Raw genomic sequence first — 12197 nt, 5'->3', positions numbered from 1 at the left:
CTCTTCGACACATTTGCCCATTTGTGCCCAGTGCTCAATCTGCCCGGCTAAAGACCTATGGTCAATTCGTCCAAATCTCTTTGCTTCATCTACAAGTCTTTCTGATATTCTTACTGCTGTAGCCATAATCGTTCCTCCGAACATCTTTATTGCAACATGCTATAATTGTATCTCTCAGAATAGCATAATGCAACATAATGCAACTAAAGATTGCACATTCATTCTGGGTGGTAACGCAGAATTGAGCCGGGGGCAACGTTTTTTGTTGCCGATTGGCTCCAGCGAATTGTTAAGCAACTAATTGTTATTATTAAGTTAAATATCGTTATCTCCCATTACATATTCAAATGCAAGGGCTGACTCTTCTGTTTCCCTGCCCCTCAACAGAACTGCGAGGCGGCTCATTGGAAACAAAACTTAGCGATATGTTTAAGCGGCTTATCCTTTTAGATCGACTAAATGTTTTCGCTCTTCCAGGAAATCTTCAAGTAGTTGTATTGACTCTATGCTATAGACTTCCAGACTGATCCCCATGCCTCTCGGAAGATTAGAATCACCGTTGTTTACCCATTGTACATTTCCAACGACGTTAGCAAGAATCTTAACATTCGGGGGTATATAAAAGGACATTACAATTTTGGCGCCTGTCTGGAGAGGATTTTCGGTTTGAATAAAAACACCTCTCTCGCTCATATTTATAATAAAACTCGTATATTCAACGGGAGTTTTTTCTCCATATTTAACAGAGAGACTCACCGGAAACCGTATGCTTCGACGATGCTCTCCTGATGGTGATATTTCTTCGGAACTACCATTTAGATTGAGGAAGTATTTTTCCTTCATCATTTGCTTTTAACCTGTCTACATATAACTGTCAATGCTGAACATGATAAAATACCAGACAACTTGTGATAAAACAATTAAAAAGGACTTTCCCGGAGACAAAACACCGAAATACCTCGACAACCTTTCGACATGGAGAAAATATAAAGATATATAGTTGTAATTCCTTTACCAAATTAGTTGAAGGTGCATCCTCATTCCATACAAACCGTCGTAAGAGGGAAAACATGAAGGAATCATGGTCCTCTTAATTATTTGCATCCACTGTGGATGCAAAAATGGTTCTGTAGTCCAAAGCAAGGCCAGTATTGGGTTTATGGATATTTTCTGTTTAACGCCAACTGTTGGCGTTAACACTATAGACACAGTGTTTGTAATCGCACGACATGATATGAAATCGATATTTTTTCATCATTTGGTTCCAACATAAAAATCAGCCAGAGGCTCGGGTCGTTTGGCTGCACATATTTGTTGGACAAGTTCTTTTTTTGGTTTTCCTGGATTAATTCAGCCCCATTTTTAAAGATAATTTTTTTAAGGAACGTTTGTCTATATGCATACACCTCTGACCCCGGAAACAATGCAAGTACTCAATATATGCCTGAGACACCTTTTATCAATATTTACACTTCTGGTATTCCCACCATAATATCTATTCCTTCAACCTTGACAGTATAACATTCAACATTCTCAGTCTTTATTTCTCTAAACCCAACCTTAATTTGCCCGACAGCCTCTCCTGTCATCACGTTGAATCGAGCTCCATGGTTTGGACAAGTAATAATGCCTCCTTTCAGAACACCTCCTGCCAGTGAACCTCCAGCATGAGTACACTTGTTGGCGATAGCATAGTATGAACCATCCAAATTCGCCAAAAGAACTTCCTTACCATTTATAAGAACGATTGTCCTCGTGTTTGTAGGCAATTCGCCTGTTGCTGCAACTCTTATGTATTCCATTCTTATCTCCTTTCAAATAATCGAGTAATGAACATATAGTATATAACAATTAAGTTGAATATTATGCTTGTCTATACTGTCTAACGTCGCTCTTCAGCGGGCTCGGCTTTTTGTGATCCGTTGCAAGAGATAGATGAAAGTTATTTGATATATGATCTAAAGGCAATTGAGAAAATTTCTTGCGAATATTTATAATCCTTTTCTTTTCTCTTAAAATTTTTATCAAAACTCTCAGTATCTTCTTCATTTATATTAAATGCATCACTGTATTTAAATTTCCATTTATGTCCTTCAAATGCCCGTTCTTCTAATTCAAGAGCGAGCATTCCATAAGGGTATTCCCCATTCATATCACTAATATTTTGATCTTTGCCACTTTTAAAACCATGTTTACAATAATTGTGCGGATCACCTAATATCACTATACCCTTTATACCCTTTGTGAGAGCAATATCTTTTGTATGGCTAATCAATGAGCTACCAATGCCTTTGCGCTGATATTCTGGAAGAACACTGAGAGGGCCAAAGCTTATAATCTCTTTTTCTTGCCTATTTTCATTGATCAACCATGCTTTTGTATACATTATGTTTCCAACTATTTTTCCGTTGTATTCTGCAACAAAATCAAGCTCCTTTATAAAATCTGGATGATTCCTCATTTGGTGAACTAAATAATGCTCATTGCATCCCGGGAAATATAAATTCCAAAAAGCCTCCCTTGTTAATTCTTCAACTTCGTGAAAATCTTTTTCTGTTTCATTTCGAATCGCAATATCCATTTTACCTCTCCATCTTCTTTTGATGCGCCGAAGGCGTCCATCTAACGACACGCATCACCGGCGGCTTTAGCCGTCCGGTGGATGCGATTGTTAGCTTTTCCATTTCCTTCCCTTCACACGTTGCCTTATTGCTTCCTCCAAGAGGGGAATCAATTGCGACGCTCTACTACCTAGATGCGCTTCCCTATGGCAATTGGGACACAAGGCGACACAATTTTCTACAATGTCCGGACCCTCCGCCGAGAGGCTAATAATATGGTGCGCTTCCAGATATGGCATACCTCTCGAATCTGTAAATGGAGCACCTTCCTTGCAGCCTTCGCATTGCCACCTCGCTTGCCATAGCACCCAAGCCTTAACCCTTGAGCAACGATAGTATTCCTTAGTTTTGCGTAGAGCCACCTTGGGGTTCCTATATCCTTCCGGATACTCTGGCATGATGCCCGTTGCCAAGAGATCATAAGTAGCCTCGTTGAGCAATTGAAGATTAGTGGTTGGCTCGAAGCGTCTTGCAGTCCCAAGACGGCAAATTTTACAATCGTGAAAGACATGTGGTGAGTACCCTGCGGCAACAACCGCTGCTTCAAGGGAAGGGAGGTCTTCGCTCGCCATCTTCATATATGTGTGGGTGTGACAATTCGGATGGTTTGAGCCACGACTGGAAAGATTGTGTGAAACTCTGTGGAGCATGACATAGGAGCGACCCTGTGCCGAAACGTTAGCCACGAAGCCGCCAGGGTGCGCACTTCGCCAAGACAGATAGGCTTTATCGTTTTCTACAAATCGTTCGATGGTCATTCAATCCTTCCTGATGCTCGATATAAGCTAACATTTAATATACGACTATCGTATTTATTTCAATACTACATGAATTGTTTGAGGAAATACAACCAATAAATGTATAATTTCTTTATTTTTTATTGCATGGTATTCACTTTTAGTGATAATAAAGAACAAAAACAAAATCTTAATTTATGGTGTTTATGGCACAAGAAAGTTTGAAAGATATTTCACGGGAGGGGCAGGAGCTTCTAGGCCATAACAATGTTGAGACGACTATAATTTATACCCATGTCATAAGAGATACGACAAATGCCTTGAAGAGTTCTCTTGATATCATGTTGAAGTCATAATGGAGGAATACGCAGACTTTTAGTGAGTATAACTGGATGGGAAAGATTACAAAACTTAACATTTTCAATCATATAGAAACTGCCGAATTTATCGCAAGGCCTAACAGGTTTATGGTTGAATGTTTCCATAAAGGCAGGGCAATCACGGCATATCTCCCGAACCCCGGCAGGCTCTGGGAACTCTTACAGAAAAATCAACTCCTCTATATTACCAAAACAGCACATATCTCAGACAGGAGCACAGAATATACCGTCATTGCAGTTGATAAAGACGGTGTACCGGTCTTTCTCCACACGCATCACACAAATACCGTCGTCGGGTGGCTTATTGGAAAACAGGGGATACCGGGGCTTGAAGACTATGTAATAGAAAAGCCTGAATTTACCGTCGGCAGAAGCAGGTTTGATTTTCTTCTCAGAAAAGGGAACGAAAAAATGCTTCTTGAGGTAAAATCCTGCACACTGTTCCATAAAAATATGGCCATGTTTCCTGATGCAGTAACAGACAGAGGACGGAGGCACATTGTAGATATTGCCGGTTCTTCCTACCACGGAGGGGTGCTGTTTGTCGTTCATTCCTCTTCAGTTAAACATTTCCTGCCTGAATACCATATTGATCCTGAGTTCTCAAAGACCCTTTATATCCTACGTAATGATATATTCGTAAAAGCCGTATCCGTTATCTGGGGACATGACCTTTCCGTTGAAGATAAAGCAACAGAGCTTGATATCCCATGGGACATTTATGAAAAAGAAGGGGCGGACTGCGGAAGCTACTTACTTATCCTCAACCTTGATGTTGATAAAGAAATTACGATAGGAAAGCTCGGCATGATCTTTTTTAAAAAGGGTTTTTATATTTACATCGGTTCAGCAATGAAAGACCTTACCGCAAGGATAGAAAGGCATAAGCGAAAAAGAAAAAATCTCTTCTGGCATATTGATTATCTGAGAGAGCGTGCCACTGTTGTCCATGCCCTTCCTATACGCTCGTCTTCCCGTCTTGAATGCGAAATCGCCGCGTCGGTCTCTAAGATTTCACAAGATCAGGTAAAGGGCTTCGGCTCTTCGGACTGCAACTGCAATTCACATCTTTTTTATATGGATAGAAATCCTGTAGAATCGAGGGAATTTGTCGACCTGCTCCTCTACTACAGGATGGAACGGAACATGGATGATCTCAGCCGGTGATGGGTTAATAGTCCGGTTCGCCCTCTTTTTTCAGCGTCCTGTACTCTCCTAAATCAAGGGCGTGATCTTCACCGGTTTTAATGGTTGCATCCCTGGAGTAGCCATACTTAGACCACAAGCCTGTGCCTTCCTCCTTCACAAAATCAAGACTTATAATAGTCTTCACGCTTTTGTATCCGTACTTGAAGGGCATTATCAGCCTCAACGGGCCGCCGTGTATATCAGGAAGTAATTTATCGTTCATCTCGTAGACAAAAATCACCCGTTGTTTTAAAAGATCATCAATGGAAATATACTCATAATAGTCATCTGCTGAATAAAAATATACAAACTTTGCCTCTTTTCCAGGCTTTACAATATCAAAAAGCGTCTTCGACCTGAAGCCTCCCCATTTTGCTTTGCTTGACCACGATTCCACACATTTCATCCGCGAAACTTGAGTATCTTTCCTGAGTCTTTTTATATCGGAAAGGTTGAACGCCTTCGGGTTTTCACACAAACCGCCGACTTTTAGCGTCCATCTATCAGGGTCAACAGGTTTAAAGGGCTTATAAAACCTGATATAAAACCCTTCCCTGTCCTCGTTTTCCAGTACCTTCTCAATCTCCTTTGCTGTAAGCGTGGAGTGCGGAAGCATAAAGCCTATCCCCAGTACGGATATAAATTTTATGAAATCACGCCTGTCCATATATTAATTATAACACTACAGTTGACAAACCGCACAGAATAGTTAAAATTATCCTTATGAAAAGAAGGGAGTTTTTGAGGTTTGCAGCATTATCCGTACTTTTCAGCGGATTCTACAAAAATATCTTCGCAAAAGAACCTCCTGTCCTGGCAGTTGCAGAAGGTAAAGACTATGCAGCTATAACGAGGAATGCTGTTGCCGCATTGGGCGGTATCGGTAAATTTGTAAAAAAAGGTAACGTAGTTGTTGTCAAGCCGAACATAGGCTGGGATAGAAGGCCGGAATACGCGGCAACCACCCACCCTGCAGTTATCAAGGCTATTATTGAAGACTGTCTGGAAGCCGGTGCAAAGAAGGTTAAAGTCTTTGATAATACCTGTAACGATTCAAGGAGATGTTACGAAAACAGCGGCATTAATGCAGCATTGAAGGGTTTAAAAAATGTTGAGCTCAAATACGTTGAAAGCGAGCGGTTTAAAAACACAAAGATCAACGGCGTTTTTCTGAAAGAATGGGAGCTTTATGATGAAGCGCTCCTTGCCGATGTTCTCATCAACATGCCTATCGCAAAGCACCACAACCTTACACGTCTCACCCTCGGCTTAAAAAATATCATGGGTATAATGGGAGGCAACAGGGGGTATATTCATAGAAATATAGATGAAGCTCTCTCTGATATGAATGCCTTCGTAAAAACTCACCTGACAATCATAGATGCAACGCGTATCCTCTTAAACCACGGACCCCAGGGCGGAAATCTCAATGACGTAAAGGTGCTGAATAAGGTCATCGCCTCCACAGACATAGTCGCAGCCGACGCTTTTGCTACAACACTCTTCGGCCTGAATCCACAGGATATATCCACAACTGTTGCCGCATACAAAAGAGGTCTGGGGGAAATGAATCTCAACAAGATAAAGGTCATTAAAGCATGAAACGCATATCTCGCTACCCTTAACACATAACAGGAAACAGGAAGCCATTAATGAAAATTACTCTGTCACGCCTTTCACAATTAATCTTCCTGGCAGTATTTTTAATCCTTTTTGTCAACACCGAATACAGAGGAAAAGATGAGATATCCATTGCAATAAATAGTTTTTTCAGGGCCAATCCCCTTATTATTGTAAGCTATCTTCTCGCTGTAAAAACAATAACGTTGCTTCTCGTACCGGGAATATTGATGCTGGTTTTTTCAGTATTGCTCGGCCGCTTTTTCTGCGGATGGATTTGCCCGCTGGGCACCATTATCGACCTTGTTACCGACAAAATTAAAAAAACCATACCTATCGGGTTACTAAAGACAAAATTTAAGTATTATTTTCTGTTTACACTTCTATTTGCTGCACTTTTTAACGTGAATATTTCGGGTATTTTTGACCCCATTGCCATACTAGTAAGGGCTTTGACATTTTTTCTTTACCCTCTCCTGGGATACACTGCAAAAGCCGGGTGGACAGGCTTATATTATGTGGCAGGTGAGAACAGAGATTATGTCGCACCCGTTTATACCTTCCTGAAGGACTACATTCTGCCATTCAGAGAAACCTTTTATCCCCTTGCCGTTATCTCCTTCGTATTTTTCCTTTTCATCGTTTTCCTCGAAAGATACGAAAAAAGGAACTGGTGCAAGAACCTTTGCCCCCTCGGTACACTTCTGGGTCTGCTGGGCAGCTTCGCTTTATTCAAAAGAATTCCGTCAATTCTCTGCAAAGATTGCAGGGAATGCAAAACAACCTGTCCAACAGGATTTGATGAGGAAGTTTTCCAAAAACAGGATTGCATTCTCTGTATGGATTGCAGGCTTAAATGCAAATTTAAAAGGGTAAAGTTTACAATAAAATTGCCGTTTGTTGGCAAAGCCCCGGCCATTAGTGCGGCCAAATCAAAAAAAACGCCTGTTGTTATAGGAAGAAGAATCTTTCTGGGCGGACTATTGTCAGGCTTTTTTGTTTCAAGAGTTTTTTCTTTTCAGTTGCCCTCGGGTCAGGAAAGATGCCTGCGACCTCCAGGCGTTTCTGATGAAAAAGAATTCCTTAAAAAATGTGTAAGATGCGGCGAATGCATAAAGGTCTGTCTAAGAAGTGCACTGTACCCTGCCCTCTTTCAGACAGGCGCCTATGGTATTTTTATGCCGGTTATAATCCCCCGCCTGGGGTATTGCGAATACAACTGTAACCTCTGCGGCCAGGTCTGTCCTACAGGTGCTATTCCTAATCTTCCATTATCACAAAAGAAAAAAAGCATCATAGGCGTTGCTGTGTTTGATAAAAACCATTGCCTTCCTTATGCAAAAAAGATCAATTGCCTTGTCTGTGAAGAACATTGCCCAATCCCGGAAAAGGCGATAAGGTTCGAGTTATCCGGGGAAAAAGACTATAACGGCAAACAAATTGTCCTGAAGAAACCTTATGTTATTGATGAATTGTGTACGGGCTGCGGGATTTGTGAAAACAAGTGTCCTTTAGAAGGAAAATCTGCGATAGAAGTATTCCCGGCAGCTAAAAATAAATCTCGGTCTTAATTACAGCAGATTAAGAAGCACCATACCCGATGCAGGGTCAAGCTCTCTTGTTGCGTTTACACCTTTTATTTCAAGTATTACACATTCAAGGACGATAAAGGTATCTGCCGTCTCTCTGAGACACCCTGCCCTTACATTGTCATGCTTGCCGTAGGCTCCGTGAAAATGGATCTTCGGTTCTTCGCCATGCCAGAAAATCGTTCCTATACCAACAATCTCATGACTTTCTTTAATCTCACGCCATACCGGTACAGGCGGCAGTTCATCTTTTTCAGGGCCCACAACGATCTTCGCATTTTTCATTCCGCCGACAAGATAAAAAACGCCGGCCCGGATTGCTTCTTTTTTTGCAATCCCGATAATATTGTCAAGGATAACATCGCCATCTTCAAACCTTGCAACAATTACCCTGCCGACTTCACCGGTTTGGTATTTCATCTATCTCCTTTACGGGATTCTACAAATGTATAACCTTTGCTTCAATCATCCCGTCTATCTTCGATATCTCATCGAGCACTACACTGCTGATAGAGTCATCAACAGAAACAAAAGCAACCTCTTCCCCGCTTTTTTGCCGGGACATACCAAAACCTGCAATATTGATATTGTTATTTCCAAGTATCGTCCCTACTTTTCCGACAATACCCGGCTTGTCAAAAATTCTAAAATGTAAAAACGAACCTTCAGGAACCATATCAAGATGAAACCGGTCAAGCAAAACAATCCTTCCAAGCTTGTCCGGAAATACCGTCCCGCCGATGGAGGTTTCACCTTTGTCCGTCTTGATGATAAACAGTATAAGATCATTAAACTTATCAAACTGTGCTGCCTTTGTCTCCTCTATGTCAATATTTCCATCTTTTGCCAGATAGGGAGCATTAATATAGGTGGCAGACCCCTTATGGTTTACTTCAAAAAATCCTTTGATCCCTGCAATGGTAAAAGGCTGGTAGCTGAAGGGAACGTCGAATCTCCGTTCACAGAGATCTTCCTCAAAGTTTTTACCTACCATTATAATCTTTATCATTTCAGGTCTTCCTTCTGAAATCTGTGCAGCAAACTTTCCCATTTTTTCGGTAAGGTTAAAGTAGAGTTGCATGGTTTCAGGAAGCTGTGATTTCATGAAGGGTATATTAATCGCATTAAGACATGGCCTGTCGTTCAGGGCATTGACAACCTGTTCGGCTATAATTACGGAAACTGCCTCCTGTCCTTCTGTTGTGTTGGCCCCGATATGCGGTGTTACAAACAAATTATCAAGCTGTAGAAGTTTGCTGTTCTCTGGAGGCTCTTTTACAAATACATCTATACCGGCACTAAAAATCTTTCCTGATTTTAAAGCATTATACAGATCGTCTTCATTTACAATTCCGCCCCTTGCACAGTTGATAATAATGACACCATCTTTCATGAAAGCAATCTCTTTGGCAGTAATCATGTTTTTTGTAGTAGGTGTCAATGGGGTATGGAATGTAATTATGTCAGCCTCTTTAAGCAAGTCTTCCAGTTTATCGTATAACATTACACCAAGGGCATCAGCCTTGCTCCTTTTAATATAAGGGTCATAGGCAATTACCTTCACGCCGAAGCTCTTAGCCCTTATGGCAACATTACTTCCAATCCTGCCAAGCCCTACAACACCGAGCACTTTATTATAAAGCTCGACACCCAGGCTTTTTCTGTCCCACTTGCCTGCTTTAAGCGAATTATGAGCAAGGGGTATCTTTCGTGCAGCAGCAAGTATATGCCCCATTGTCAACTCTGTTGCTGCAAGGGTGTTGCCGGTAGGGGCATTTATAACGATAATACCTTTTTTACTCGCAGCTTCAATATCTATATTATCAACACCGACACCTGCGCGTCCTATAATGCGTAGTTTGCCGGGGTTTTCCAGCAAGCTTTCAGTTACATTCGTGCCGCTCCGCGTTAGAATTGCATCGTATTCGCCAATAATCTTTTTCAGTTCATCTGCCTTGATACCTGCCATTATATCAACTTTAATATTGCCTTCGCGCTCCAGTATATTTACGCCTTTCTTTGAGATATTGTCTGTAACGAGGACTTTAAATTTCTTCATAAAGAACACCTTTCATTAATCAATAGAATAGTATTAACAATGATAACAGTAACATTCACAGACTGAAAAATCAAGACGTTGTAAGCCGGTTTATTCTACTGTTACGCTTTTTGCCAGGTTACGGGGTTGATCCACGTCAGTACCAAGCAGATTGGCAATATAGTAGGCGAGAAGCTGGAGCGGCAGGACAGATAAGATCGGCTGAAGCTCATAAATGGTTGATGGAACGATAAAGCAGGCATCAGCCCTGTCTGCCATTTCATGTGTATCTTTGTCCGTGAAAAGTATTGCCATCCCTCTCCTTGCCATTACCTCTTCGATATTACCGCATGTTTTGTGATATGTCGAGTCATCCGGCGATATAACCACAACCGGTAAATTCTCGTCAATCAGGGCTATAGGACCGTGTTTCATCTCCCCTGCTGCGTATGCTTCAGCATGGATATATGAAATCTCTTTAAGTTTCAGGGCGCCTTCCAGGGCTGTTGAATAGTTTATTCCCCTTCCAATATAAAGGAAATCTTTGAATCCCATATATTTCCTCGCAAGCTCTTCCAGGGTCTTCGATGCATCAAGAATCACCTGAACCTTGTGAGGGATCTTCTTAATCTCACTTATTTTCTCCCTGATGTTGTTACTATCCATAATCCCCAGCTTTTTGCCCATATAAAGCATCAGCATGAAAATTACTGAAATCTGTGTGGTAAATGCCTTTGTCGAGGCAACGCCAATTTCAGGACCGGCGTGAGTAAATATTACACCGTCGGCATCCCTTGCAAGGGTACTACCGAGGACATTGCAGATCGATAAGGTATAGGCGCCTTTCTTCTTACCTTCTTTCATTGCGGCAATAGTATCCGCCGTCTCACCTGACTGTGAAATAAGGATAAGCATATCGTTCCTGCTTAAAATAGGGTCTCTGTAACGAAACTCGGAGGCTAAATCAGTCTCGACAGGTATACGCAGATTTGCTTCAATCATGTGTTTTCCCATCATGCATGCATGGTATGATGTGCCGCAAGCTACCATCCATATTTTCTTTATTTTTTTCAAATCCGGTATCTTCAGCTCGTCAAAGTCAATCTGCCCCTTCTCTTCCTTCAATCTTCCTATGAGAGTATCTGAAATAGCCCTGGGCTGCTCGAATATCTCCTTCAGCATAAAATGCTTATAACCACCTTTCTCTGCCATTGCGCCGGACCAGTTTACCCGATGAATCTTCCTCTCGACAATATCGCCATCCTGGTTGATAAGCTTGAATGTATCATCCTTAAAAATGGCAATATCGTTGTCTTCAAGGAATATGAGTCTGTTCGTTCTGTTGAGAATAGGCGGTGCATCGCTTGCAACAAAGTATTCCCCGTCTCCAACACCAATTATAAGGGGACTTTCTTTTTTTGCAGCAATAATTACCCTTTCCTTCTCCCTCATAATGCCCAGTGCATAAGAACCTTTCAGTTCTTTCAGGGTAAGCCTTACCGCTTCTATAAAGTCCTTCCCTTTGTTCAAATAGTTGGTAACCAGATGAGGAACAACCTCAGTGTCTGTATCCGACAGGAATCTATGACCTTCCTCTTTCAGCTTTGACTTTATCTCAACATAATTTTCAATGATGCCGTTATGGACAACAATCACATCGCCGGCTTTATGCGGATGTGCATTTTGCTTCGAAGGTGCTCCGTGTGTAGCCCACCTTGTATGGGCAAGCCCCATTGTGCCCCTAAACACGCCTTCAGACACGGTTTTCCTCAAGTCGTCAACTTTGCCCTTCTCCCTTGCAATTACAACTTTGCCATCAGACCAGATCGCAACGCCTGCAGAGTCATATCCCCTGTATTCGAGCTTTTTCAGCGCTTCAATTAGTATGCTGCATGCCTCTTCTTTTCCAATATATCCGACTATTCCGCACAAAATATTTTCTCCTTTTTAAAATAGCATAGAGCATTTAATACCAAGTATTGAAACTTTTAACATAAATAATTCCTATTAGTCATCAGTCTTTA

Annotated in this window: 12 protein-coding genes; 3 read left to right on the top strand and 9 right to left on the bottom strand. The window is 41.5% G+C overall.

Going from position 1 to position 12197, the window contains the following annotated elements; genetic code table 11:
- The 5 genes from NT178_12005 to NT178_11985 all read right to left on the bottom strand — a co-directional run.
- A partial coding sequence (locus NT178_12005) for a hypothetical protein (GenBank protein ID MCX5813249.1) occupies positions 1 to 126 on the bottom strand: 126 nt, incomplete at its 3' end.
- Between the two features lie 312 nt (positions 127 to 438).
- Entirely contained in the window at positions 439 to 846 is a 408-nt protein-coding gene (locus NT178_12000) for a PilZ domain-containing protein (GenBank protein ID MCX5813248.1), read from the bottom strand.
- A gap of 620 nt (positions 847 to 1466) precedes the next feature.
- Complete coding sequence (locus tag NT178_11995) at positions 1467 to 1802, bottom strand: Rieske 2Fe-2S domain-containing protein (protein ID MCX5813247.1); 336 nt, start codon at positions 1800 to 1802, stop codon at positions 1467 to 1469.
- Positions 1803 to 1942: 140 nt separating this feature from the next.
- Entirely contained in the window at positions 1943 to 2581 is a 639-nt protein-coding gene (locus NT178_11990; GenBank protein MCX5813246.1) for an N-acetyltransferase, read from the bottom strand.
- A 90-nt stretch (positions 2582 to 2671) separates the two neighbouring features.
- Complete coding sequence (locus NT178_11985) at positions 2672 to 3019, bottom strand: HNH endonuclease signature motif containing protein (protein ID MCX5813245.1); 348 nt, start codon at positions 3017 to 3019, stop codon at positions 2672 to 2674.
- A 731-nt stretch (positions 3020 to 3750) separates the two neighbouring features.
- On the opposite strand from NT178_11985, the gene sfsA reads away from it, so the two are divergent.
- Positions 3751 to 4905, top strand: coding sequence for a DNA/RNA nuclease SfsA (sfsA, locus tag NT178_11980; protein MCX5813244.1), 1155 nt, complete (start codon positions 3751 to 3753; stop codon positions 4903 to 4905).
- A 4-nt stretch (positions 4906 to 4909) separates the two neighbouring features.
- On the opposite strand, the gene NT178_11975 is transcribed toward sfsA, so the two are convergent.
- Positions 4910 to 5593 (bottom strand): molybdopterin-dependent oxidoreductase, encoded by a 684-nt coding sequence (locus NT178_11975; protein ID MCX5813243.1) that lies wholly within the window; start codon positions 5591 to 5593, stop codon positions 4910 to 4912.
- 56 nt (positions 5594 to 5649) lie between these two features.
- On the opposite strand from NT178_11975, the gene NT178_11970 reads away from it, so the two are divergent.
- Positions 5650 to 6528, top strand: coding sequence for a DUF362 domain-containing protein (locus NT178_11970; GenBank protein MCX5813242.1), 879 nt, complete (start codon positions 5650 to 5652; stop codon positions 6526 to 6528).
- Between the two features lie 50 nt (positions 6529 to 6578).
- Entirely contained in the window at positions 6579 to 8117 is a 1539-nt protein-coding gene (locus NT178_11965) for a 4Fe-4S binding protein (GenBank protein MCX5813241.1), read from the top strand.
- On the opposite strand, the gene NT178_11960 is transcribed toward NT178_11965, so the two are convergent.
- From NT178_11960 to glmS, 3 genes are all read right to left on the bottom strand, one after another.
- Positions 8118 to 8555, bottom strand: a complete 438-nt coding sequence (locus NT178_11960; GenBank protein MCX5813240.1) for a DNA-binding protein — start codon at positions 8553 to 8555, stop codon at positions 8118 to 8120. It lies immediately after the preceding gene.
- 19 nt (positions 8556 to 8574) lie between these two features.
- Entirely contained in the window at positions 8575 to 10194 is a 1620-nt protein-coding gene (gene serA, locus NT178_11955; GenBank protein ID MCX5813239.1) for a phosphoglycerate dehydrogenase, read from the bottom strand.
- 90 nt (positions 10195 to 10284) lie between these two features.
- Positions 10285 to 12105 (bottom strand): glutamine--fructose-6-phosphate transaminase (isomerizing), encoded by a 1821-nt coding sequence (gene glmS / locus NT178_11950; protein ID MCX5813238.1) that lies wholly within the window; start codon positions 12103 to 12105, stop codon positions 10285 to 10287.
- Positions 12106 to 12197 lie beyond the last annotated feature (92 nt).

It is taken from the genome of Pseudomonadota bacterium, from assembly GCA_026388255.1.
Lineage (GTDB): Bacteria > Desulfobacterota > Syntrophorhabdia > Syntrophorhabdales > Syntrophorhabdaceae > JAPLKB01.
The sequence above is the reverse complement of the archived record's forward strand: the minus strand, read 5'-3'. Positions and strand labels throughout refer to the sequence as shown.

Bases quoted from the DNA above. Each gene is read 5' to 3' on its own strand.
- NT178_12000 (MCX5813248.1), bottom strand. From the start codon at position 846: ATGATGAAGGAAAAATACTTCCTCAATCTAAATGGTAGTTCCGAAGAA.
- NT178_11995 (MCX5813247.1), bottom strand. From the start codon at position 1,802: ATGGAATACATAAGAGTTGCAGCAACAGGCGAATTGCCTACAAACACG.
- NT178_11990 (MCX5813246.1), bottom strand. From the start codon at position 2,581: ATGGATATTGCGATTCGAAATGAAACAGAAAAAGATTTTCACGAAGTT.
- NT178_11985 (MCX5813245.1), bottom strand. From the start codon at position 3,019: ATGCCAGAGTATCCGGAAGGATATAGGAACCCCAAGGTGGCTCTACGC.
- sfsA (MCX5813244.1), top strand. From the start codon at position 3,751: ATGGGAAAGATTACAAAACTTAACATTTTCAATCATATAGAAACTGCC.
- NT178_11975 (MCX5813243.1), bottom strand. From the start codon at position 5,593: ATGGACAGGCGTGATTTCATAAAATTTATATCCGTACTGGGGATAGGC.
- NT178_11970 (MCX5813242.1), top strand. From the start codon at position 5,650: ATGAAAAGAAGGGAGTTTTTGAGGTTTGCAGCATTATCCGTACTTTTC.
- NT178_11965 (MCX5813241.1), top strand. From the start codon at position 6,579: ATGAAAATTACTCTGTCACGCCTTTCACAATTAATCTTCCTGGCAGTA.
- NT178_11960 (MCX5813240.1), bottom strand. From the start codon at position 8,555: ATGAAATACCAAACCGGTGAAGTCGGCAGGGTAATTGTTGCAAGGTTT.
- serA (MCX5813239.1), bottom strand. From the start codon at position 10,194: ATGAAGAAATTTAAAGTCCTCGTTACAGACAATATCTCAAAGAAAGGC.